Source organism: Amycolatopsis sp. CFH S0740, assembly GCF_004522315.1.
Lineage (GTDB): Bacteria > Actinomycetota > Actinomycetes > Mycobacteriales > Pseudonocardiaceae > Amycolatopsis > Amycolatopsis nivea.
In genome coordinates this window covers 220,421-243,533 of sequence record NZ_SDLS01000002.1, presented here as the reverse complement: position 1 = coordinate 243,533, position 23,113 = coordinate 220,421, and the positions used below count along the sequence as shown (strand labels likewise).

22 protein-coding genes are annotated in these 23,113 nt (G+C 68.7%); 9 read left to right on the top strand and 13 right to left on the bottom strand.

Going from position 1 to position 23,113, the window contains the following annotated elements; genetic code table 11:
- The first annotated feature begins 6 nt into the window (after positions 1-6).
- A complete protein-coding gene (locus EIZ45_RS04400) occupies positions 7-759 on the top strand; it encodes an alpha/beta fold hydrolase (protein WP_205669810.1) in 753 nt (250 codons plus the stop codon).
- Positions 760-805: 46 nt separating this feature from the next.
- Here EIZ45_RS04400 and EIZ45_RS04395 read toward each other — a convergent pair whose 3' ends face one another.
- The 4 genes from EIZ45_RS04395 to EIZ45_RS04380 all read right to left on the bottom strand — a co-directional run bounded on the left by EIZ45_RS04395 (position 806) and on the right by EIZ45_RS04380 (position 4,447).
- Positions 806-1,759 carry a peptidoglycan recognition family protein gene (locus EIZ45_RS04395; RefSeq protein WP_134661974.1) on the bottom strand — a complete coding sequence of 318 codons (954 nt, stop codon included), beginning with the start codon at positions 1,757-1,759 and terminating at the stop codon, positions 806-808.
- Positions 1,760-1,849: 90 nt separating this feature from the next.
- On the bottom strand, positions 1,850-2,725 hold the full coding sequence (locus EIZ45_RS04390; protein WP_134661973.1) for an A/G-specific adenine glycosylase: 876 nt from the start codon (positions 2,723-2,725) through the stop codon (positions 1,850-1,852).
- 23 nt (positions 2,726-2,748) lie between these two features.
- Positions 2,749-3,240: a carbonic anhydrase gene (locus EIZ45_RS04385; RefSeq protein WP_037808204.1), complete on the bottom strand. Its 492-nt coding sequence runs from the start codon at positions 3,238-3,240 to the stop codon at positions 2,749-2,751.
- A gap of 106 nt (positions 3,241-3,346) precedes the next feature.
- The gene (locus tag EIZ45_RS04380) at positions 3,347-4,447 is read right to left on the bottom strand and encodes a LacI family DNA-binding transcriptional regulator (protein ID WP_037809317.1); all 1,101 of its coding nucleotides are present in this window, start codon (positions 4,445-4,447) and stop codon (positions 3,347-3,349) included.
- 178 nt (positions 4,448-4,625) lie between these two features.
- On the opposite strand from EIZ45_RS04380, the gene EIZ45_RS04375 reads away from it, so the two are divergent.
- From EIZ45_RS04375 to EIZ45_RS04365, 3 genes are read left to right on the top strand one after another with little or no spacing between them, the layout of a single operon-like run.
- Complete coding sequence (locus EIZ45_RS04375; protein WP_134661972.1) at positions 4,626-5,540, top strand: metal ABC transporter solute-binding protein, Zn/Mn family; 915 nt, start codon at positions 4,626-4,628, stop codon at positions 5,538-5,540.
- Complete coding sequence (locus EIZ45_RS04370) at positions 5,540-6,376, top strand: metal ABC transporter ATP-binding protein (protein WP_037808198.1); 837 nt, start codon at positions 5,540-5,542, stop codon at positions 6,374-6,376. The genes EIZ45_RS04375 and EIZ45_RS04370 overlap by 1 nt, the downstream gene beginning before the upstream one ends.
- A gap of 3 nt (positions 6,377-6,379) precedes the next feature.
- Entirely contained in the window at positions 6,380-7,264 is an 885-nt protein-coding gene (locus EIZ45_RS04365) for a metal ABC transporter permease (RefSeq protein WP_037808196.1), read from the top strand.
- Here EIZ45_RS04365 and EIZ45_RS04360 read toward each other — a convergent pair.
- Positions 7,261-7,845: an NAD(P)-dependent oxidoreductase gene (locus EIZ45_RS04360; RefSeq protein ID WP_134661971.1), complete on the bottom strand. Its 585-nt coding sequence runs from the start codon at positions 7,843-7,845 to the stop codon at positions 7,261-7,263. The genes EIZ45_RS04365 and EIZ45_RS04360 overlap by 4 nt on opposite strands.
- A gap of 57 nt (positions 7,846-7,902) precedes the next feature.
- On the opposite strand from EIZ45_RS04360, the gene EIZ45_RS04355 reads away from it, so the two are divergent.
- Complete coding sequence (locus EIZ45_RS04355) at positions 7,903-8,301, top strand: helix-turn-helix domain-containing protein (RefSeq protein ID WP_134661970.1); 399 nt, start codon at positions 7,903-7,905, stop codon at positions 8,299-8,301.
- On the opposite strand, the gene EIZ45_RS04350 is transcribed toward EIZ45_RS04355, so the two are convergent.
- From EIZ45_RS04350 to EIZ45_RS04335, 4 genes are all read right to left on the bottom strand, one after another.
- Positions 8,255-9,571, bottom strand: coding sequence for a hypothetical protein (locus tag EIZ45_RS04350; RefSeq protein ID WP_037808193.1), 1,317 nt, complete (start codon positions 9,569-9,571; stop codon positions 8,255-8,257). The genes EIZ45_RS04355 and EIZ45_RS04350 overlap by 47 nt on opposite strands.
- A gap of 53 nt (positions 9,572-9,624) precedes the next feature.
- Entirely contained in the window at positions 9,625-10,848 is a 1,224-nt protein-coding gene (locus tag EIZ45_RS04345; RefSeq protein WP_134661969.1) for a DUF445 domain-containing protein, read from the bottom strand.
- Between the two features lie 48 nt (positions 10,849-10,896).
- Positions 10,897-12,072: a DUF445 domain-containing protein gene (locus tag EIZ45_RS04340; RefSeq protein WP_051171477.1), complete on the bottom strand. Its 1,176-nt coding sequence runs from the start codon at positions 12,070-12,072 to the stop codon at positions 10,897-10,899.
- A gap of 81 nt (positions 12,073-12,153) precedes the next feature.
- A complete protein-coding gene (locus EIZ45_RS04335; protein ID WP_134661968.1) occupies positions 12,154-13,383 on the bottom strand; it encodes a DUF445 family protein in 1,230 nt (409 codons plus the stop codon).
- A 129-nt stretch (positions 13,384-13,512) separates the two neighbouring features.
- On the opposite strand from EIZ45_RS04335, the gene EIZ45_RS04330 reads away from it, so the two are divergent.
- Positions 13,513-15,378 (top strand): hypothetical protein, encoded by a 1,866-nt coding sequence (locus tag EIZ45_RS04330; protein WP_134661967.1) that lies wholly within the window; start codon positions 13,513-13,515, stop codon positions 15,376-15,378.
- Positions 15,379-15,904: 526 nt separating this feature from the next.
- Here the strand turns inward: EIZ45_RS04330 and EIZ45_RS04325 are convergent.
- The 4 genes from EIZ45_RS04325 to EIZ45_RS04310 all read right to left on the bottom strand — a co-directional run bounded on the left by EIZ45_RS04325 (position 15,905) and on the right by EIZ45_RS04310 (position 20,162).
- Positions 15,905-17,344 (bottom strand): FGGY-family carbohydrate kinase, encoded by a 1,440-nt coding sequence (locus EIZ45_RS04325; protein WP_134661966.1) that lies wholly within the window; start codon positions 17,342-17,344, stop codon positions 15,905-15,907.
- Positions 17,341-18,672 carry an MFS transporter gene (locus tag EIZ45_RS04320; RefSeq protein WP_167756340.1) on the bottom strand — a complete coding sequence of 444 codons (1,332 nt, stop codon included), beginning with the start codon at positions 18,670-18,672 and terminating at the stop codon, positions 17,341-17,343. The genes EIZ45_RS04325 and EIZ45_RS04320 overlap by 4 nt, the downstream gene beginning before the upstream one ends.
- 76 nt (positions 18,673-18,748) lie before the next feature.
- Positions 18,749-19,543: a DeoR/GlpR family DNA-binding transcription regulator gene (locus EIZ45_RS04315; protein ID WP_037808176.1), complete on the bottom strand. Its 795-nt coding sequence runs from the start codon at positions 19,541-19,543 to the stop codon at positions 18,749-18,751.
- A 7-nt stretch (positions 19,544-19,550) separates the two neighbouring features.
- Positions 19,551-20,162 (bottom strand): histidine phosphatase family protein, encoded by a 612-nt coding sequence (locus EIZ45_RS04310; protein WP_134661965.1) that lies wholly within the window; start codon positions 20,160-20,162, stop codon positions 19,551-19,553.
- A 102-nt stretch (positions 20,163-20,264) separates the two neighbouring features.
- On the opposite strand from EIZ45_RS04310, the gene EIZ45_RS04305 reads away from it, so the two are divergent.
- Genes EIZ45_RS04305 through EIZ45_RS04295 form a run of 3 tightly spaced genes read left to right on the top strand, consistent with a single transcriptional unit; the run spans position 20,265 to position 23,092 of the window.
- On the top strand, positions 20,265-20,948 hold the full coding sequence (locus tag EIZ45_RS04305) for an HAD family phosphatase (RefSeq protein ID WP_134661964.1): 684 nt from the start codon (positions 20,265-20,267) through the stop codon (positions 20,946-20,948).
- A gap of 3 nt (positions 20,949-20,951) precedes the next feature.
- Entirely contained in the window at positions 20,952-22,637 is a 1,686-nt protein-coding gene (locus EIZ45_RS04300) for a dihydroxyacetone kinase family protein (protein WP_134661963.1), read from the top strand.
- Positions 22,637-23,092, top strand: coding sequence for a ribose-5-phosphate isomerase (locus EIZ45_RS04295; protein WP_037808168.1), 456 nt, complete (start codon positions 22,637-22,639; stop codon positions 23,090-23,092). The genes EIZ45_RS04300 and EIZ45_RS04295 overlap by 1 nt, the downstream gene beginning before the upstream one ends.
- The last annotated feature ends 21 nt before the right edge of the window (positions 23,093-23,113 follow it).

The window sequence follows — 23,113 nt, the reverse complement described above, 5'->3', positions numbered from 1 at the left end:
GGATTAATGCGACCAGGCCTGATCGACTTCGGCGGCGACGAACGCCCTGGCGTGTCGATCTTGCTGTTGCACGGGCTGATGGGCCGCGGCCGCACGTGGTGGCCGGTCGCGCAATGGCTCAAGCGGTACGGCCGCGTGCGCGCCCTCGACGCCCGCGGGCACGGTCGCGCGCCGCACACCGGTCCGTGGACCACCGAGCAGTTCGCCGAGGACGTCGCGGACGTGCTGGCCGACGTTGGTCCGTCCGTGCTGATCGGGCATTCGATGGGCGGGCTGCACGCGTGGGCCGCCGCGGCGAAGCACCCGGAGCTGGTGCGCGCGGTGGTCAGCGAGGATTTCGCCCCGGACCAGCGCGGACGCACCGTCGAGACCTGGCGGGGCTACTTCGAGAGCTGGCCGGTGCCGTTCGAATCGCTGGCCCACGTGCGCGAGTTCTTCGGAGCCGCGGGCGACTACTTCACCGAATGCGTCGAGGAACGCGACGACGGGTATCACCTGATCGCCGACCTGGAGAACCTGTACGAGATCGCCGCCGAATGGGGCCGCCGGGACTATTGGTCCATTGTGGACGGTATCCGCTGCCCGCTGCTGCTGGTCGAGGGCGAGCGCACCGCGATGCCACTTGGCCAGCAAGCCGAGGTGGCGGCACGAGTACCGGGCGCGAAGCACCTGGTCGTGCCCGGTTCGGCGCATTTGCCGCACGCCGAGGCTCCGGAGACCTATCGCGGCGCGGTGGAGGCGTTCCTGTCCGGCCTGTGACGCCCCACGCGTGCCGCCCTCGCTGGCACACGTGAGGCGTCCCCGGTCAGCGGGCCAGCTCGGTGCGCCACGCGGCGGTCGAGCGGTCTGCCGGCACGATCAGCGGCCAGACGTCCGCGCCCAGGTAGGCGGACTCGTCGCTGGCGCGAGCCGCGGTGCAGCTGTCGCGGGAAAGCCCGTGGTCAGCGGCCAGCGCGGACACGGCGGCCGCGGTCGCCTTGCCGAACACGCCGTCGGTGGGCACGGCGAACCCGGCGGCGCGCAGGAACCGTTGCGCGGTCATCACCCGCGGCCCGGTGTCACCCGGTTTGAGCAGCGGCCACTCCGGTGCGTCAAGGCGCGCGACGGACAGACCGAGCTGCTGGCCGACTGCTTTGCGCAGCTCCGGGAGCCGGTCGTAGAGCACCTGGCCGCAGCACTCGGTCGAGTTGAAGTCGCGGTGGCCCTTGATGAACTCGGGCGTGATGCCGTATTGGTGCGCGATGTAGGCGATCAGCTGCACGAGCGAATCCCAGAGCGCGACCGGCACGTCGACCGTGCTGTAGAGGCCCTCGTTCTCGATGCCGAGGCATTCGCTGTTGTGGTTCGCGACGTTCGCGCCCTGTACGTGCTGCGTCCCGCCGCGCAGGATTTCGAGGCTGCGGTGCCGCCCCTCGGTGACGAAGCCGCCGCGGCTGTTCGTGAACTGCTGGCCGGTGTCGATCCAGCCGCGGGTGTCCATGTGAAAGTTCTGGATGTCCCGCGAGATCTGCAGCGCGTGCGCCAGCGAGTAGTCGGTGTTGTTGCCCGGATCGACGGTGTGGTGCACCACGATGTACGTCGGCTTGTGGTTCTCCACCACGATCGCGCCCGACGCGGGCCGGGCGTTCCACTCGGCTGTCGAATGGATGACCGGAGCGGTGACCGCCGCCGCGGATTTCGCCGTGGCGAAGCCCAGCGCACCCACGGCAGTGACGGTGAGGCCGCCCTTCAAGACGGCACGACGCGATGCTTCCCCCATGCGGAACTCCTCAGCCCGGAAGTGCGACGGGGGAAAGCTAACCCGGCGCCCGGGGGGTGACAACTTTTTGCCGACTTTCGTCGTAGTGCGTCAGTGTTCCCCGGGAAGCGCGAACAGCCCGTCGCGGGTTTGCTCCAGCAGACCGTCCACGAGCAGCGAATCCAGGCACCGGTCGCGCTGGCCCGATTCGTGCCACACGAGGTCCAGCCGAGCCTTCTCGACCGGCCCCTCGGCACCGCGCAGGACGTCCAGCAGCAGCCCGCGCACCTGTCGGTCGGTGCCGGCGAACTTCTGCACCGGCTTGGCGGGACCGGCGTACTCGGGACGGCCGTTGTGCTGCCACTTGCATTCGGCGAAGATCGGGCAGTCCGCGCACTTCGGCGACCGAGCGGTGCAGATCAGCGCGCCCAGCTCCATCAACGCCGCGGACAGCTTCGCCGCAGGCGCGTCCTCGGCGGGAAGCAACGCCTCGACGTCCGCCATGTCGCGAGTATTCGACGCCGGGCCCGCGTCGCCCGCGCCATGAACGGCACGCGCGACGACGCGTCGGACGTTGGTGTCGACCACGGGCGCGCGCTTGCCGTACGCGAACGCCGCTACCGCGCGCGCCGTGTACGCGCCGATGCCGGGCAACGCGAGCAGCGTGTCTACATCGGACGGCACGACATCGCCGTGCTCCTGGGCAATGACGGTGGCGGCGGCGTGCAGCCGAAGCGCGCGACGCGGGTAGCCGAGCTTGCCCCACGCGCGCACGACGTCGCCGGTGGTCTCCGCGGCCAGCGCCGAGGGCACCGGCCAGCGGGCCATCCACTCCAGCCAGATCGGCTGGACGCGCGAGACCGGCGTCTGCTGCAGCATGATTTCGCTGACCAGCACGCCCCACGCCGAGCAGTCCGGCTCCCGCCAGGGCAGGTCCCGGCCGACGTCGGCGAACCACTCGATCAGAACATCGGTGTCTACTGCCACCCCGCCATTGAATACGACGGCCCTTACTTGACCTCGGTCAGGCTCCCGGCCTTCACGTCGTAGACGAATCCGCGCACGTTGTCGTTGTGCAGGAGGAAGTCGCTGCGCCGGGCGCGCTCCATCGAGGTGCGCACGCTGTCCTCGACCTTGCGGAACGCCTCGACCGCCCAGGTCGGCCGCAGCCCGGTCGCGGTCTCCAGCTCGTCCTTGAACTCGTCCTCGGTGACCGTGGAGAGGCCGCAGTCGGTGTGCTGGACGATCAGCACCTCGCGGGTGCCGAGCTTGCGCTGGCTGAGCGCGAGCGACCGGATCATGTCGTCGGTGACCACCCCGCCCGCGTTGCGCAGCACGTGCGCCTCGCCCTGCAGCAGGCCGAAGATCTCGAACACCCGGATCCGGGCGTCCATGCAGGTCAGGATCGACACCTGCAGCGACGGCTTGGGGGAGGACCGGTCGCCGGGAACGATGTTCCCGATTTCCTGATTACGCTTGAGCAGCACGTCGATGGAGGTCATGGGGCACCTTTCGGCCTGCGCGGGCGGTTCCCACTATGGAACCGGCCCGGACCCGCGTACACAATGCGGTGGGCCGGAAATCACGGCAAAGGCTGGGGTGAACCGCTCAGCCGCCGAACCAGGGCTCCTCGACCGTCCGCGGCGGCGCTGACGTCCTCCCGACCCGCAGTTCGGTCGGCAGCGTGATCACCTTCGGCCCGACCCGCTCGGCGGAGCTGAGCAGCAGCCGTCCGGCCACCTTGCCCTTCTCCAGCACCGGTTGATGCACCGTCGTGAGGCCGGAGCGTTCCGCCTCGGCGATGCCGTCGAAGCCGGTCACCGTGAGGTCGAGCGGCACTCGCAGCCCGCGTCGCGCGGCCTCGGCCAGCGCGCCGAGTGCGAGGATGTCCGACGTGCACACCAGTGCGGTGACCTGCGGATACGCGTCCAGGAGCTGACGTGCGGCAGAGGCGCCGTCGTCCACCGTGTGGTCGAAGCGCTCGACCACCGGGACGGTCGCCCAGTCGACGCCCGCCGAGGAAAACGCCGTCGCCAGCGCCTCCAGCCGGGTGCGTTGCACGTGGAAGTGCGCGCCGCTCTGGCGTTCGGAAGTCACGAAGTCGTCGTTGCGCTCGCGGCCGAGCCGCATGCAGAGAACGCCGATCTGCCGGTGGCCCAGCGCCACGAGATGGTCGGCGAGCTGGGTGACGGCGGCCGCGTCGTCCGGACCGACGCGGTCCACGCCCTCGATCCGGGGCTGGTCGATGATCACCGTCGGCACGGGCCGTTCCAGGACGGCCGCGAGATGCGGGTCGTCGTCCGGCACGGAGTACACGACGAACCCGTCCACGCCCGCGCGGTGCACCGCGGCGAGATCCTCGCGACCGGGGCTGGCCGGCACGAGATGCAGGCCGACGCCCGCGTCCTCGCAGGCCAGCGCGAGTCCTTCGAGCACGCCGACGGCGGCCGGGTCGCGGAAGGCGTAGGAGAGGTTCTCGGTCAGCAGCAGCCCGACCGCGCCCGCCTTGCGGGTGCGCAGCGAGCGCGCGACCGGGTCCGGGCCGGGGTAGCCGAGCCGTCGCGCGGTCTCGAGCACCCTGCGGCGCAGTTCGGGGGAGAGCTGATCCGGGCGGTTGTAGGCGTTGGACACGGTGGTCCTGGACACCCCGAGTTCCGCCGCGAGCGACGCCAATGTCGCCTGCCTCCGGGTGCGAATAGGACGGCCCATCCGCAAACCGTAACGGTTCAGATCGTTTTCCAGAAGCGACACCCCTGTGGTGAGCGTCTCGATCCGCTCGGTGATCAAGAGCGCGTGCGGCCACCCGGTGGAGTGAGGCTCGCCGTTCGGATGGGGTAAAGTGAATCTGACAACGGTTTCCATTAGCAGTTCGACCCAGGAGTGCCCGATGACTTCCCGCCGCACCACGAGCGTCCTCGCCGCCGCGTCGGCTCTGGCTGTGTTCGCGCTCGGCGCGTGCTCCAGCACGTCGTCCTCGTCCGGTTCCGGGGCGGGAGGGGGCACGGGCGACCAGGTGAAGGTCGTCGCCTCCACCGATGTCTGGGGCAGCGTCGTGTCCGCCGTCGGAGGCGACAAAGTGCAGGTCACGTCGATCATTCACGATCCATCCGCTGACCCGCACTCGTACGAATCGACCGCCGACGACGCGCTCGCCGCCAAGAAGGCGCAGCTGACGCTGGCGAACGGCGGCGGGTACGACGAGTTCTTCACCAAGCTGTCCGGCGAGGCGGCCTCGGCGAAGAAACTGGTCGCCTACGACATCGCCAAGCCCGGCGAGGAGAACGAGCACGTCTGGTACGACCTGCCGGGCGTCGCGAAGGTCGCCGACCAGGTCGCGGCCGCGCTCGGCGAGATCCAGCCCGCGTCGAAGCAGAAGTTCGACGAGAACGCCAAGACCTTCAAGGGCCAGCTCGACGGCCTGATCAAGAAGGCGTCCGCGCTGGGCACCGCGCACCCGGACACGAAGGTCGTCGTCACCGAACCGGTCGCGCACTACCTGCTGAAGACCGCGCACATCGCCGACGCCACTCCGAAGGCGTTCTCCGACGCGATCGAGAACGAGACCGACGTGCCCGCCGCGGCGGTCTCCGAGTTCACCAAGCTGATCAAGGAGAAGCAGGTGAAGGCGCTGGTCAACAACGTGCAGACGGTCACCCCGCTGACCAAGCAGGCGGTCGCCGACGCGAAGGCGTCCGGGGTCGCGGTGGTCGACGTATCCGAGACGCTCCCGGCGAACGTCACGGGCTACATTGACTGGATGACCAAGGATGTGGACTCGCTGTCGGGGGCTCTGAACAGCTGATGTCCGTCCAGCTTCCGGAAGCCGGCCCCGCGGTCCGCGTGCGCGGGGCCGGGCTCGCCTTCGGCGACCGCACCCTCTGGTCCGGTTTGGACCTCGATGTCGAGCCGGGCGAATTCCTGGCCGTCCTCGGTCCGAACGGTTCCGGCAAGAGCAGCTTCCTCAAGGCGCTGCTGGGGATGCAGTCGCTGTCGGCGGGCACGGTGGAAATCGCGGGCGGGCGTCCGGGAGGGGCGAACCGCAAGGTCGGCTACATCCCGCAGCAGCGCGCGATCGACGATTCGCTCACGCTGCGCGGCGTCGACCTGGTCGGGCTGGGACTCGATGGGCACCGCTGGGGTCCAGGCCTAGCCGGAATGCGGGCACGGAAACGCCGCGTGGCGTCAGTAATCGAATCCGTCGGCGGCACGCGCTACGCGAAACAGCCAGTCGGCCGCTTGTCCGGCGGCGAGCAGCAACGACTGCGGGTGGCACAGGCATTGGTCGGCGACCCGACGGTGCTGTTGTGCGACGAACCGCTGCTGTCGCTCGACCTGGCACACCAGCGCGCGGTGAGCGAACTGATCGACGCGCGCCGGCGCGAGGCCGGGTCCGCGGTGCTGTTCGTGACCCACGAGATCAACCCGGTCCTGCAGTTCGTCGACCGCGTGCTGTACCTGGTGAACGGCCAGTTCCGAATCGGCAAGCCGGACGAGGTGATGACCTCGGAGACGCTGTCGGATCTGTACGGAACGAAGATCGAGGTGCTGCGCGTCGGCGGGCAGATTCACATCGCCGGTGCGCAGAGCGCGCTGTGCGAGGACGAACCGCATCACCACGAGCAGGAAGCAGTGGGCTGAGCCTTGGACGGCATGTTCGACTTCGCCAAGACGTGGGAGCTGATCTCGGAACTGGACAGCGTCCGCATCGCCCTGATCGCGGCCGCGGTGCTCGGCTTGCTCGCCGGGGTGCTCGGCCCGCTGATCGTGATGCGCCGCATGTCCTTCGCGGTGCACGGAACGTCCGAACTGGCCTTCACCGGCGCGGCCGGTGCCCTGTTGCTGGGCGTCGGAGTGGAATACGGCGCACTGGCCGGTGCCGTCGCCGCCGCCCTGTTGCTGGGAATCCTGGGAATCCGCGACGCCGACCGCGATTCGGTGATCGGCGTGATCCTGTCCTTCGGCTTGGGCATGGGCGTCCTGCTGCTGTCGTTCTACAAAGGACGGTCAGCGAACAAGTTCGGCATTCTCACCGGCCAGATCATCACCGTGGACAGCACGAACCTGACCGCATTGGTGATCTCCGCCGCGGCGGTGCTGGCGGTGCTGGCGATGATCTACCGCCCGCTCCTGTTCGCCAGCGTCGACCGCTCGGTGGCCGAGGCGCGCGGGGTCCCGGTCAAGACGCTGACGGTGCTGTTTTCCCTGCTTGTCGGTGTCGCGACGGCGCTGAGCGTGCAGGTGGTCGGGTCGCTCCTGGTGGTCGCCCTGATGGTGACCCCCGCCGCGGCCGCCGCCCGGGTGACGGCCAGCCCCTTGCGCGCCACGGTGCTGTCGGTGGTGTTCGCGGAGGTCGCCGCACTGGGCGGGATCGTCTTGTCGCTGGCTCCGGGGCTGCCGGTGAGTGCGTTCGTGACTTCGATTTCGTTCTTGATTTATCTGGTATGCCGGGTGATCGCGTGGGTCCGCGACCGCCGACGCGGAGTGCGGACTAGCCCAGTGGAAGCGGCCCCGGTTCCGGTCGGTTAGCCGTAGACGGTCACCTGCTGGCGAGTGACGGTGGGCTTTTCGACCTGATCGAGGACAGCGGTCGCGAGGTCCGCGTAGGACAACGGGATCGACGCTGCTTGAGGATCGAGCACGTCTCCGCGAAGGCGGTACTCGCCGGTCGCGGGTGCTTCGAGCGACAACCCGGGCGGCGGTGTGATGACTAGCCAATCCACCTTTGTAGTTTCCTGCCAGGAGGCCAGGCCGTTCATCCGTGCTTCGGCGAAGGGACGCAAGGAAGCGGGAAAGGCTGTGGGGTCTTCGTACACTCGGCCGCTGGCGGTGCGCAGAGTCGCGGCGAGTCCGATTTCGATCACCCTGGATTCGCGCGCGACCTGAGCGAGGTTCCTGACTAGGCGCACGTAGTAATCGGGGTCGAAGTCGGCGAACGATTCGGGCGGGGCAGTAAACGGTGTCACCGCGTTCACCAGTCCCGCGACCTTGCCTGGCACCACGCTCGAGACGCTGTCCGAGTCGGTCAGATCGCCCGCGACGACGGCAAGCCCGGCTCGGCCGCCAGCGCCGAAAACCACGAGCGGGCTGTTTCGCTGTTCGGGCACCATGAGCTGGACGGTATCCACGGGAAACTGGTTACTTCAACGAAACCGGAGGCTGGCGAGATGGCTGCCGACGCTCGGATGGACCCGGCGTGCCCGATGGCCGCCTTCCCCTTCCACGTCGGCGGAAAGTGGACCGGAATGGTCGTCGTCGCACTGCTGGACGGCCCACGCCGCTTCAACGACCTGAAGCAAACCCTGGGCGCCAGCAGCGCCAAAGTCCTGACCGAAACCCTTCGCGACATGGCCCGCGACGGCCTCATCACCCGCACCGATCACCAGGCCAACCCGCCCCACGTCACCTACGAGCTGACCGCACTCGGCCGCAGCCTCTTGCCGGTCATCGACGCCATGCGCGAGTGGAGCGACCAGCACCTAGCCGCACTCCTGGCACACCGCCAAGCCAGTCCGTCCGCTACCGGATCGGATGCTGAGCCAACGCCGTCTTCACCGCCGCGATAAAGCCCTCATCCGTAAACGGCACCAACCCGCCAGCCACATTCCGCTCCACCGCCTGCAGCACCACCACGTGCGAGTTCACGAACTGGTCCACCGCCTGCGACTGCGGCGTCTTGTCCGTCGAATACGCCAAATACGTGAGGTTCGTGAACGCCGCCTCCAGATACCGCGACGACGCGAGGCTGAACGAGTCCCCGTAAACCAGCGTCGGCTGGTCGATCGTGCCGACGATCGGCGGGGCCGAGCGGTGCACCGGCTGGTCGATGCTGCCGATGAATTCCCCCGCGCGGTCGGTGACGCCGTCCGGGCGCAGGTTGTAGCGGGTGTTCGTCTTGACGCCGGTTTGGCCGAGCAGCAGCGGCAGGTCCGCGACCGCGTCGTACTGGCCGTCCGGGGCGCTCAGCCAGCTGTTCGTCGCGCCCGGCTTGATCGTGTCGGCGAGTGCGCGCGTGAGGACGAGGCCGCCTTCGTCGCGCCAGTGCGTGTCGTTGGGGGCGTAGATCGGGTGGCCGACCCTGGCCGCTTCGGCGGCGAGTTGCGGGCGCAGGTCGAGCGAGTGGCCTTCGGTGGTGATCTTATACCAGTCGTTCGGCGAGGCGGCCTGCGAACATTCCTTGCCCGGGTAACTCGCGGGCAGGAACTGCGGCACCATCGTCGTCTTGTCCGGCGTCACCACGAACACGAACTTCCGCCCGGACGCTTCGACCGCCGCGCGCAGTTCGTCGATCCGCTTCATCGTGGTGTCGATGTCCTGGGTCGGCGTGCACTTCGCTTCGGAGTCGTAGCCGTAGTACAGCCAGCCGTCGGTGCCCTGCACGACCTTGCGGTATCCGGCCTGGCTGGAACCCGGTCCGCTCGGCGTCGACGGGCCGGTGTTCGGCGCGCCCGGCTGCTGCAGCGGCGGGGCCGGGATCGGGCCGGAGTTCGACGCGGAACCCTGGTCGAGCGGAGCGGCCTCGCCGAAGACGCCCTCGCTGATCCCGTTCGCCGCGTTGATCGCGCCGGCCCGGAACGACAGCTGGTCGGTCGCCCATTTGGGGAGGTTGGTGAAGAACTTGAAGCCTTCGCCAAGGCTGGGGAACCCGGCGAGCTTGTGGTTTTCGATCTCGCTCGGCCGGACCCCGACGACCCACAGCAGGGTCGGCGTCACGAAGAACAACAGGGCGCTGACCAGCGCGGTCAGCTGCCGTTTGCCGTGCCGCGGGCGATGCAGCGCGTGCTCGCGGGGCAGGTAGGCCTCGTGGACTGCGGGCAGCTGCGGTGGCTCGGACACGTCACTGAGGTTAGCCAGTTCGAGTGAGCCCGGCGCGAACAACCGCCGAAAAGTCAGCCGAGCATGAGGAGGACTTGCAACTCGCCGACGAGGAACCCGATCACGCCGCCGACCGCGATCAGCTTCCACTCGTCCTGCCGGAACGCCGGCCGCAGCAAGCCCTCGAATTCCAGCGGCGTCAGCGCGAGCATCCGCTGCTCCACCATCTTCGCCACGTCCATCGCCTCGGTCAGGTACCCCTCGGCGTATCGCGCGGTCAACGGCATCTCGGCCAGCGCCCGCTGCGCCGCGGCGTGCTTCATCTCCTGCAGCCGCTGCGCCCCGACGGCGAGCGCGACCACCGGTTTCGCGGCGCTGACCTGCGCGTCCACCGCGTGCCCGACAGCGCGTTCGACCATCGCCACGAGCCGGTCCGACTTCGGGCCGCGCAGCAGGGCGTCGAGCAGATTCGGGACGGTCAGCACCTCGCCTGCGACCAGCTCGCCGTACTGCCGGGCGACCTCGGCGCGCCGTCGCTGGAACTTGCCTTGCAGGATGACCCGGCCCAGCCGCACCGGCTCGCGCGGCAGGAAGATCATCTTGATCGCCAGCCAGTCGGTGAACAGCCCGATCGCGCCGCCGAAGATCGGCAGCACCAGCGGCTGCCGGGTGAACGCCCACACCAGGGCCTGGACCAGGCCGAGCACGAAGCCGAAGACGATCCCGGCGCGCGCGATGAACGTCATCTCCGGCCGGGACGTCTCGCGGATCAGCCGGACCAGCAGCGCCCGGTCGCGGGTGAGCCGTTCGACGGTCATGTGCCGGACGTCGAGGACCTCGTCCAGGTTGTCGCGGACCTCGTCGAGGAACTCCCGCACCAACTGCGGCGTGCTGGCCTGCACCTGCTTGATCAGCAGTTCCTGGGCGAGCGTGGGCATGACCTCCCACAGCCGCGGATGATGCTGTTCGAGCACGTCGCGGGCGATCCCGTCGACCGCCCGCAGCAGCGGCTGCTCGAGTTCGCGGGTGACGATCACCGGGTCGACGCGGGCGAAGACCTCCTCGATGTCGAGCAGGTTCGCGGTGAGCAGGTCGGTCGCGATCGCGGCCATCCGGCCGCCGTGCTTCGGCACCACGCCCTGCCAGCCGAGGAACGGCCGGATGCCGACGAATTCGAGCGGACGGAACATCATCTCGATCGCGACGCGTTTGGTGACGTAGCCGATCAGCGCGGCGACGAACGGCATCGAGACGTACACCGGCCAGTGCCGCGCGAGGTCGTCCAGCACCGCGTTCACCGGGTCTCCCTCCCCCGTTCCGGAAGGAAACCGTATCGCGTGCGCGGGCTAACCGAGGAGCAGCAACGCCTGCAGTTCGCCGACGAGCCCGCCGATCACCGCGCCGACCGCGATCAGCTTCCATTCGTCCTGCCGGAACGCGGGCCGCAGCAGCTGCTCGAACTCGAGCGGGCTGAGCCGGCGCATCCGGTCCACGATCGTGTTGCGGACGTCGAGCGCGTTGATCGCGTACGTCTCCGCGTGCCGGATCGTGTCCGGCACCCGCTCGGCGGCCTTCGCGGCGGCGACCTGCTTCATTTCCTGGAACCGCTTCGTGCCGACCGCGATCGCGACGAACGGCTTCACGACGCTCGCCTGCGCGTCGATCGTCTTCTGCACCTCGCGGCTGATCAGCGAGAACAGCCGGTCCGATTTCGGCCCGCGCAGCACGGCTTCCAGCAGATTCGGCACGGTGATGATCTCGCGCGCGATCATGTCGCCGTAATCGGCGGCCACCTCGTCGCGGCGCTTCTGGAACACGCCCTGCCAGTTGTAGAAGCCGAAGAACCGTTTCGGCTCGCGCGGCAGGAAGATCATTTTGAGTGCGAGCCAGTCGGTCAGCCAGCCGATTCCGAGCCCGAACAGCGGCAGCACGATCGGCGACTTCGTCAGCGACCACACCAGCAGCTGCACGCAGCCGAGAATGAACCCGAACCAGAGGCCCGAGCGCGCGATGAACCGCATTTCCGGCCGCGAGATGTCGCGGATCAGCCGGTTGAGCAAAGCCTTGTCGCGCACCAGGTTCGTGACGACCATGTGCTTGAGGTCGAGCACGTCCTCGATGTTCTGGGAAATCTCGCGCATGATCTTCGTGATCGCGCGCGGGGCCTCGGCCTGCACGCGTTTCAGCAGCAGTTGCTGCGCGCCGGACGGCAGCATTTCCCACAGCCGCGGCTGGTAGGTCTCCATCACCTCGCGGGTGACGTCCTCGACCACGCGCAGCAGCGGCTGTTCGATCTCCTTCGCGACCTGCTCCGGGTCGAGCCGGGCGAAGATCTCCTTTGGATCGACGAGGTTGGTGGTGAGCATTTCGGTCGCGGTCGTCGCCATCCGCTCGGCGTTCGCGGGCAGCACGCCCTGCCAGCCGAGGAAGGGCCGCAGGCCGACGAATTCGAGCGGCCGGAACATCATCTCGATGGCGACGCGCTTGGTGACGTAGCCGATCAGCGCCGCGATGAACGGCATGGAGACGTACACCGGCCAGTGCTCGGCGAATGTGTGCACGCGCGTCCCCTCCGTGTTGCCTACGGAACGGTAACCCGCGCACTAGTGGAGCAAGAGCAGCACCTGCAGTTCGCCGACGAGCCCGCCGATGACCGCGCCGACCGCGATCAGTTTCCATTCGTCCTGTTTGAACGCCGGCCGGAGAATGCCCTCGAACTCCAGGGGCGTCAGCTGCTGCATCTTCTCGACGATGGTGTTGCGGACGTCGAGCGCGTCGGTCGCGTAACTCTCGACGTGCTTCACGGTCTCCGGCAGATACGCGATGGCCTTCTCCGCCGCGGCCTGCTTCATCTGCTGGTACTCGCGCCCGCCGACGGCCAGCGCGACCAGCGGTTTCGCCAGGCCCGCCTGCGCGTCGACGGTCCGCTGGACCTCCCGCGTGACAAGCGCGAACAGCTTGTCCGCACGCGGTCCGGTGAGGACGGCTTCCAGCACGTTCCCCGCGGTGAGGACTTCCTCCGCGATCAACGCGCCGTAGTCCGCGGCGACCTGCGCGCGACGTTTCTGGAACATGCCCTGCCAGGTGAAGAACAAGAACCGGCGCGGCTGGCGAGGGTAGAAGATCATTTTGAGCGCGAGCCAGTCCGTGACGAAGCCCGTGACGAAACCGAAGATCGGCATGATCACCGGTTGTTTCGTGAGCGCCCACGCGATGAGCTGGACGAGCCCGATGACGAATCCGAAGCCGATTCCGCTGCGCGCGATGAACCTGAACTCGGGCGCGGCGACCTCGCGGATCAGCCGGCAGGTGAGCGATTTGTCCCGGACCATGGCGTTGATCAGCATGTCGTTGACGTCGAGCACTTCGTCCACATTCGACGCCACTTCCCGCATCAGCCGCTTCACGACGACGGGCGCCTGCGCGCGGACGCGGTCCACCAGCAGTTGCTGCGCGCGAGCGGGCAGCATTTCCCACAACCGCGGCTGGTAGGTCTCGAACACCTCGCGGGTGACCTCGTCGACCGCCTTCAGCAGCGGTTCTTCCAGCTGCGCGACCATTTCCTCCGGATCGAGCCGGGCGAAGACCTCTCGCGGGTCGAGGAGGTTCTTGGTGAGCAGGTCGACCGCAGTGGTGGCCATTCGCCGGGCGTTGGCCGGGATGACGCCCTGCCAGCCGAGGAAGGGCCGGATGCCGCGGAACTCGAGCGGCCGGAACATCATCTCGATCGCGACGCGTTTGGTCAGGTAGCCGATGAGCGCCGCGATGAACGGCATGGTCGCGTACACGTGCCAGTGCGCGGCCAGGTCGGCGGCGATGGCTGAAAGGTCCATGCGTCTGCCCCGTTCGCCCGCGCGGTACGTCGGGGGACAGGATGCCATGCGTGACGTCGGGTTTCGCGCTTCGTAATACAGCCGTTTGGCGGTACGTGCCGCAGGTGCCCGCATCACTAAGGTGGCCCGATGGTCGCGCCCGAGAAGCCGCAGCACCCCGCCTTTGCTGTTACCCGGAAGGGATACGACCCGCACCAGGTCGACGCCCGCATCGCCCAGCTGACCAGCGAACTCAAGACGACCTCCCACGGCCGCGACGAGGCGGTGGCCACCGCTGGCGAACTCACGAAGGCCCTGACGACAGCCCAGTCGGAGCTGTCCGAGGCGAAGGCCGCGCTGGTCCGAGTCACCTCAAGCCCGGCCGGTGCCGGCGCGATCTCCGAGCGCGTGCGGATGATGGTGCAGCTGGCCGAGGAGGAAATCGCCGACCTGCGCCGCTCCGCGGAAGCGGACGCGTCCTCGACGCGTACTGAAGCGGACCGCTACGCCCACGAAACCCAACGGGCAGCGGACAAAGCGGCCAAAGAAGCGGAAGCGGAACGCCAGCGTTTGCTAGCCGAGACCCACGCCGACTTGGCCGCGCGCTCGGAGGCCCTGGACGCCCGCGTCGCGGCTGCGGAGCAGGACCTGGCTGCGCGACAAGCGGATCTGGAGTCCCGGATCGCCGCCGCGGAAGCGGACATCGCAAGCCGGACGGCCGCAGCGGACGAGGAGATCGCGACCCGCCTGGCGGACTTGGAAGCGCGACTGAAGGCAGGAAACGAAGACATCGCGACGCGGACTGCGGCTGCCGATGAGGACATCGCAAGCCGGACGGCCGCAGCCGATTCGGATATCGCGACCCGCACCGCGGCAGCCGATGAGGACATTTCCACGCGCACCGCAGCGGCGAACGAAGACATCGCCACTCGGACCGCCGCGGCTGATTCGGAGATCGCGACCCGCCTAGCCGCCGCAGAAGAAGACATCGCGACGCGCACCGCCGCCGCCGACGCGGATATCGCCACCCGCACCGCAGCGGCCAACGAGGACATCACCACCCGCACGGCTGCGGCCGACGCCGAAATCGCGTCCCGCACCGAAGCCGCCGACCGCGCCCGCGCCGAGGCAGACCAGGCCTCCGCAGCAGCCCGCGCCGAAGCCGATCAGGCTGCCTTGACTGCCCGCACCCAGGCCGACGAGGCGGCCGCCGAAGCCCGTGCCAAGGCGGATGCGGAAGCCCAGCACGCCCGCCTAGCCGCCGACGCCGAAGCCCGCCGCATCCGCGACGAGAAGGACGCCGAAGCCCTCCGCATCCGCACCGAAGCCGACGAAGCCGCCGCCCAGGCCCGCGCCGAGGCAGACGCCGCAGCCGAAGCCGCCCGCCAAGCCGCCGACGAGGAATCCACCCGACGCCGCGCCGAAGCCGACGCCGCTGCCGAAGCGGCCGCCGCCCAAGCCCGAGCCGAGGCCGACCGTCGAGCGTCGGAAGAGATCGCCATCAAGAAGGCGCAGGCAGAGACTGCCCTCGCCGACGCTCTCCAAAAGCAAACCGAAGCCACCGAATCGCGCACCCTGGCCCTGGACTTGCGCACCAAGGTCGCGGACCGGATCGCTGCGACCAACGAAGCCGTCCAGGAGGCGTTGCGCTTCCTCGGCTCGCAGGAGGAGGACGCTGTTTCCGCTCCTCCGCAAGGTTCCGCCTCGTCGCCGACTTCCGCTCCTCGGCAAGCCTCCACTCCGTCGCCGACGGATGCCCCTTCGGGAACTGCCGCTCCGGGGCAGACCTCGACGTCTTCATCGGCTGACGCACCTTCCCAGCCATCAACCACGTCACCGACCGACGCCCCCTCAGCAACCGGCTCGTCCGCACCGGCTTTGCCCCAGCCGACCCCGCGCCCAGACACCCAGTCGCCCGCGGGGCCGCAACAAACGGCCAAGTCCTCCGAACCGCCGACCCCTCGCAGCAACGGCAACGGCCGCCGCCCCGGCCGCCCGCGCGCAGGTCGCAGCTAACCGCCTCGACCGCACCGTCGGAGCCACCCCAGCCGTCTCGACTAGCCCAACTCGCGAGCGACCGGGCTGGCTCGCCCGCTCCCTTGCCCTTGGCTCTGGCCCGCCAGTTTGCTGGCGTGGTCGGGTTGCGTCGGCGTCGGCGTGCGAGTTTGCTGGCGTGGTCGGGCTGGTTCGGCTTCGACGTGCGGGCCTGCTGGCGTGGCCGGGTTGGCTCGGCTTCGGCTGCGAATCCGCTGGCGTCGCCGTTCTAGCTCGGCCTCGGCCTGCGGGCCTCCTGACTTCGCCGCGCTGATGGCTCGTTCAGTTGCCGGTCGCGCAAGGCTCCGAGTTCGCCGCTCTCGTTGGCGGTTGGGCGAGCTCGTCGGCGACGAGAATCGCCAGTTTGCTGGCCGGACTGCCAGACCGGCCCCGCGCCTTCCAACCCCGCCCGCGCCTTCCAGGCACTCGACCTGTCTCGTCTCAACCGTCCGGCAGCGCCCACGATGGGGTCCAAGTCTCAGTCAGCCGCGCAAAATCTCCAGTCGCATCACCCCGCCGCCACCGTGAACAGCTCGTCGTCAATCCAGCCACGATCCCGCAGCTCTCGGCAAAACCGTTGGTACGAAGCCAACATCGCCGCCGACTCACCGGGCACGGGCTCAATCAACGACCCCACCGGCATTCCCTTGCACACCGCACTCAGCCCACCCGACGTGCACCCCGCCGCCGCGAGGAGTGCTGCGCCGTAGCCTGTTTCTGCTTGCGGTGCGACTTGCAACCCAAGCCCGCTCACCGTGGCCCGGATCTGCGTCCACAAAGGACTCTTGCTGCCACCGCCCGCTGCCAGGAGCGGTTCGCGGACCGGGACCCCCAGATGCCGCAAATGGTCCAGGGCGAGTCGTTCCAGGAAGGCGACTCCTTCCAATCGTGCCCGGTGCAGTTCGACGTCGTCGGTTGGAGTGCCGAGGACGAAACCCTCGGCGTCACCATGGGCGAAGGGAAAACGTTCTCCCTTGCGCCGCAACGGGAAAGCCACGACCTCGGCCGGACCGCGCGCAGCTGCGGCGGCATCCAACTCGGCCAGCCGCGGACTGTCCGAAACGGACTCGCCGCCAGTGTTCGACGCACCGCCTGGCAGCCACCAGCCGTCTGGGTGCCGGTGGCTGTACATGACTCCGGTGGGATCCGGCACGAGCGATTCCGTAACACCCTTCAGGACATAGGTGGTTCCGAGGATTCCCACAAATCGCCCTGGTTCGACCGCGCCTGCGGCGAGTTGTCCGGCGCATCCGTCTGTCATGCCTGCCACCACGAGACATCCGGCAGGCAACCCGGCGACCGGCACCGAGATTTCGCCGAGCACGCTCGTCGGCGCGACTACCGGAGGCAGCATTCCGTCAGGCACGCCAAGACCGGCGAGTACCTCGGACGGCCATTCCCCAGCCAACGGGTCGTAACCGCTTTTGAGTGCGTGCGACCAATCCGCCGCGACCGGATGTCCGGTCAGTGTCGCCGCGATCATCTCCGGCGTGTGCCGGACGGCGACCGCCTCGGTGTGCTCGGCCAGCCAGGCGATCCGGCCGAGTGCCGCGGTCGGCGAGACACCCGAACCCAGTTTCCGCCACCGTCCGGCACCGAGTTCGACGGCTTTCGCGTTGTAATCCGCTCCGCGCCGGTCGTCGTACATCAACGCGGGCGTCACCGGTTCGCCCGCGGCGTCGACTCCGACGATCGTTCCGGACGTCGCCGCGATCGCCACCGCCGCGACTTCCGCGCCGCGGCCGGGCAGCGCGGCCGTGACCTCGTTCAGCACCGAACCGACCGCGGGCCACCACGCCGACGGATCCTGTTCGCTGCGGCCACCGCCCGCGCGCACCGGTGCCGGCAGCGACGCCGATGCGGTGGCGAGGACCGAGCCGTCGCGCACCGCGAAGGCGCGAACCCCCGCGGTGGCGACGTCGATGCCGACCGAGACCTGCTCGTTCACGCCGTGCTGACCCTTTCTTCGACATCTTGCAAGCTGCCGTCGCTCGCGAGTGCCTTCTCGGTTTCCTCAGGCAGCTTCAGGAATCGCACCAGCACCGCGGCCACCAGATACAGCGCGGCGAAGATGATGACGACTCCGGCGGCACCGGCCGGTCCGAGGAACAGCGACACGATCGCTGGTCCGACGAACGCTGCCGCGCCTGCGCCGAGGTTCAGCAGGGCCATCGCGCCGCCCTTGTGCTCCGGGGCCAGCGACGGCAGCAGCGCGGAGATCGGCACGAACCCGGCGAGCGTCGCGCCGTAGAGCGCGCCGACGATCAGCGCGAGCCAGTAGTACTGCGAGCCCATCGCGACCGGCACGAAGTACAGCAGCAGGATCGAGATCGCGCAGCCGATCGCGCCGAACCAGAAAATCGTGGTGCGCCAGCCGATCCGGTCGCTCAGCACGCCGAAGATCAGGTTGAAGAAGATGTTCGTCCCGTAGATCACCGAAACGAGCAGCAGCCACCGGCTTTCCCCGAATCCGATCTGGGAGATGAAGATCGTCGGGAAGAACACGAGCATGCCGAATTCGGGCGCGGTGTTGATGACCCGCACGATCATGCCGACACCGACCCGCGGTTTCTTCCACGCGATCGAGACGCTGGAAACGAGGCTCTGCACCGGTTTCACGTCCGGCGGCGCGAGCCTGCGGTACCCCGTGCGCTGCCGGACGCCGAACACCGCCACGAGCCCGCCGACGCCGAGCAGCACGACCGCCACCCACAGCGTGCCGTAGTGGCCGAACAGCGGATTGGTGAAGCTGGCGACGAGCGCGCCGAGCGTGGGCAGGCCGCCGGTGAAGGCGAAGTAGAACCACCCGACCGCCGCGCCGAGCCGGGCGACCGGGGCCACCGCGGTGATCCACACCAGGAATCCGAACGCGAACATCGGATAACCGAATCCGCGGATGCCGTAGCAGATCAGCATCGCCGCGTAGTTCCCGCCGGCGAGGCCGATCGTCAGGAACAGCGCGTCGAACACCAGCCAGATGACCAGGCCGATGATCATGACCCGCCGAGGGCCCCACAGTTCGGACAGCGCGCCCGACAGCCACGACGCGAGCATCACCGCGACGCCGTACACGGTGATCACGTACGACGCCTTGATTTCCGTGCCCGCGCCGTTGTCCGCCATGTACGGCGCGATGAAACCGGATTCCACTCCGTCGCCGATCATGAACAGGAGCAGTCCGACATACCCGAGGAACAGGGGTGCGGGCAGCCCCCATTTCGTGAGCAAGCGCCCGAAGCCCGACTTGGGCAACTCCGCTGTTGCCGACTCGTTCATACACGCCTCCATGACGTCGAGATCCAACGTATCATGGACTGTGTGAACTTCGCACGCAAGAGTGTTATGAAGTCGATCAGTTCTCAGGGTCTTCGGCGACCTGCACCTCGACCCGGCTGCGCATCTCGTCGACGTAGTGCGGATCAGCACCCTCGTCCACGATCAGCAGGTCGTAGTCGTCCAGCGGCGCGAGCCGGTGCAGCGCCGTGCGCTTCATCTTGCTGTGGTCCATCAGCAGCACCTTGTGCCGCGCGGCGGCCAGCATGGCCCGCTTGATCATCACGATCTCGGGCTCCTGGTGGAAGCTCATCGACGTGCTCATCGCCGAGGTGGACACGAACGCGATGTCCACCGAGAGCCGCTCTATCGACTCGATGCTCTGCATGCCGAGGAACGAGTCGTGGGTGGGCGAGTAGTCGCCGCCGATGCAGATCAGCCGCAGTTCGTGCACGTTCTTGAGCACGTCGATCGCGGCGAGGTAGTTCGTGGCCACGGTCAGCGGCGTCACTTCGACCAGGAGCCTGGCCAGCGCGAGCGCGCTGGTGGAATCGTCGAGCAGCACCGACATGCCCGGCTCGACCTGCTCCACCGCGTGCATCGCGATCACCCGTTTGGCGTCGACGTGCGCGTTCATCCGGTATTCGGCGTTGCTCTCGAACACCGTCGACGGCATCGCCGAGACCCCGCCGCGGTACTTGCGGACCAGGCCGCGCCGGGACAGTTCGTCGATGTCCCGGTGCACCGTCATCATGCTGACGCCGAGCAGGTCGACGAGCTCGCCGATGGTCGCCGAACCCTGCCGGAACACGTGCTCGGTCAGCTTCTGCTGACGGTTCTCGCGGGGATGGGCGGCAGGCTTTTCGCTCGACATGCCGTGATTATCGCGGTTCCACTGGGAGGTTGAAGCGCACCAGGGCAGTTCGGTCACCACTCACCTCCAGTTCGGTGACGGCCGCGTTGTCCAGGCGCGGAAACACGCTGCGGTAGCGGGACAGCGGGATGCCGAGCAGCTCGCAGAGGGTGAGCCGCAACAGCGTGTTGTGCGCGACGACCAGTGCGGTTCCGCTGGTCGCGGCGGCAATCGAGCGGAGCGCGCGGGCCCCGCGCCTGGCCGCTGCGGCCGGATCGTCGGCGTCGGGGAACGCGCCGGCGATCGGATCGGCGAGGAAGCGTTTGACCGCGTCGGGATCGGTCTCGCGCACCTCGTCGCGGGTGCGGCCCTCGGCGATGCCGAAATAGGTCTCCCGCAGGTCGGGGACGATTTCCGGGACCAGGTTGAGTGCCTCGGCCGCCGGTTCGATCGTGTGCCGGGCACGTCGTTGCGGCGAACAGAACAGCGCGTCCGGTTTCACCCGGCGGGCGTACGCGGCCAGCGCGTCCGCCTGGCGGATCCCCTCCTCGGTCAGCGCTACCTCGCTGGTGCCCGCGTAGCGGTTCTCCGCGTGCCATTCGGTCTGCCCGTGCCTGGCGAGCAGCAGCCGTGCACCCACTCGTGCCCTCCTTGTGTGAACACCCTTGCGAACTTCTCATCTTCGCTGTTAACTTAACATTGCTCGTGTGAAGCGGGCTCGCTCTCTGAAGGGATCTGGTGGATGACTCTCGACGCGGTGGTGTTCGACCTCGACGGTGTCCTGGTGGAAAGTGAACACCTCTGGGAGGAGAACTGGGTCGCTTTCGCAGCTCGTCACCAGGTCGAGTGGACGGCGGAGGACACGGCCTCGGTGCAAGGCATGAGCGCGCCCGAATGGGCCGGCTATCTCGCCCGGCGGTGCGGGGTGCCGGACCAGGCACACGAGGTGGAACGCGCGGTGGTCGACGGCATGATCGCCTCGATCGACGCGGGCGAAGCGCCGCTGCTCCCCGGTGCGGGTGCGATGGTGCGTGAGGTCAGTGAGCGGGTCCCGGTCGCGCTCGCGTCGTCGGCGGCCCGCCGGGTGATCGACGCGGTGCTCGAAAAGCATCAGCTCACCGGCGAGTTCACCGCCACGGTGTCCAGCGCCGAGGTCGCGCGGGGCAAGCCGAATCCGGACGTGTACCTGGAGGCGGCGGCCCGGCTCGGCAAATCGGGCAGCGAATGCCTCGGGGTCGAGGACTCCAGCAACGGCATCCGGGCGGCGGCCGCGGCCGGGCTCACCGTGATCGCGCTGCCCAACCCGACGTACCCGCCGAAGCCGGACGCGCTGGAGCTGGCCAGCGCGGTGGCCGAGAGCAATGACGACGTCCGACTGAAGCTCCTGGCCTACCTGGCCGGCGAGCCGGTGGCTGCGAGGGACTGAACCATGACCACCTTGGGTTCCCCGGACACGTTCAAGCGGCAGTGGCTCGACGGGTTCGTCACCGCGTACGGCCGCACGGTCCAGAAGGTGCCGGACGCCTACGGCGTCGTCCGCCGCGAGGCCCCGGCGAGCTCGAAGGTCGCGGTCGTGATCGGCGGCGGATGCGGGCACTACCCGGCGTTCGCCGGTCTCGTCGGCCCTGGGCTGGCCGACGGCGCGGTCGTCGGCGACGTGTTCACGAGCCCGAGTGCCGAGCAGGTCTACCGCACGGCTCGGGCGGCGGACAACGGTGCCGGCGTGCTCTTCGGTTTCGGCAACTACCAAGGCGATGTGCTCCACTTCGGACTCGCCGCTCGCAGGCTGGCGGCGGAGGGCATCCCGAGCCGCACCATCCTGGTCACCGACGACATCGCGAGCGGCCCGGCGACCGAACCGGAGCGGCGGCGCGGCGTGGCGGGCGATTTCCTCGTCTTCAAGATCGCCGGGGCGGCGGCGGAGCGCGGCTACAGCCTCGACGCGGTGTACGAGGTCGCGGCGAAGGCGAACGCTCGCACGCGGACCTTCGGCGTCGCGTTCGGCGGTTGCACGCTGCCCGGCGCGGACACGCCCCTGTTCACGGTCGCGGACCAGGAAATGGAGCTGGGCCTCGGAATTCACGGCGAACCGGGCGTCCGCACGGTGGGCCGGTTGTCCGCGGCGGAACTGGCCGACGAATTGGTCGACGGCCTCCTGCCGGAGCTTCCGGAAGGGGACGGCCGCGTGGTTGTCCTGGTGAACGGGCTCGGCCGCACCAAATACGAGGAAATGTTCGTCACCTACACCCGCGTGCACGAACGGCTCGCCGAGGCCGGGCTCAGTCCGGTGCATTCCGAGGTCGGGGAGTTCGTCACCTCGCTCGACATGGCCGGCGTTTCGCTGTCGATCCTGGTGCTGGACGACGAATTGGCCGAGTTGTACGCCGCGCCGTGCGATACCCCGGGCTACCGCACCAGCGGTGCCGAGCTGACCGCGGTCGATCTTGAGTCCACAGTGGACGAATTGCTGACCGAGGAGGCTCCGGGGACCAGCGTGGTCGACCGGGTTCTCACCGCGGCTCTGCGCAGCATCGAGGAAAACGAAGCGGAACTGGGCAGGCTCGACGCGGTGGCCGCGGACGGAGACCACGGGCTCGGCATGACGCGCGGGATGCGCGCCGCCGTCGCTGCCGCGCGGCGCGAGCCGGACACGGTTTCCGGTGCGCTGCTGGCTGCCGGTACGGCGTTCGCCGATGCGGCTGGCGGTGCCTCGGGCGCGTTGTACGGCGTGCTGCTGGCGGAGACCGGTGCCGGTCTGCGCGGTGTCGATGCCGGGGACATCACCACGGCAATGCTCGCCGACGCGGTCGACGGTGCGGTGCGCGCGTTCTGCGAGCTGGGCAAGGCCGAACTGGGCGACAAGACAATGCTCGACGCGATCGAGCCGTTCCGGGCGACGCTGCGGGAGCAGTCGGGCTCGGAAGTAGTGCAAGCCTGGCGGAAAGCCGCTGGAGCCGCGGTCGTAGCCGCGCAGGAGACCGCGCACTTGCGTCCGGCGAAGGGACGCGCGGCGCGGCTGGCGCAACGGAGCGAGGGTCATTCGGACCCGGGTGCGGTGTCGTTCTCGCTGCTGGTCACTGCAGTCGGCGAGGAGCTGGAAAGGAGCGCGGACTGATGCGCATCGTGGTAGCGGCGGACAACGCCGGGGTCGAACTGAAGAATCAGCTGCGCGACCTGCTGCAGGCCGACGAACGAGTCGCCGAGGTGACCGACCTCGGCGTGCCCGACGCGGCGGACGACCGGGCGTACCCGTTGCTGGGGCTGGCCGCGGCGGAAGCCATCGCTCGCGGCGAAGCGGACCGCGGCGTCCTGGTGTGCGGCACCGGCATCGGCATGGCGATCTCGGCGAACAAGGTGCCCGGCGTGCGGGCGACGGTCGCGCACGATTCGTACTCCGCCGAGCGGTCGATCAAATCGAACGACTGCCAGGTGATCACCTTCGGAGCGCGCGCGATCGGCCCTGAGGTGGCGAAGAAGATCGTGGCCGAATGGGTCGGGTACCGCTTCGATCCCGCGTCGGCCAGCGCGACCAAGGTCGCGCACATCACCGAATACGAGAACGCCCACTGACCAAGGCGTCCGTCGTGGCGC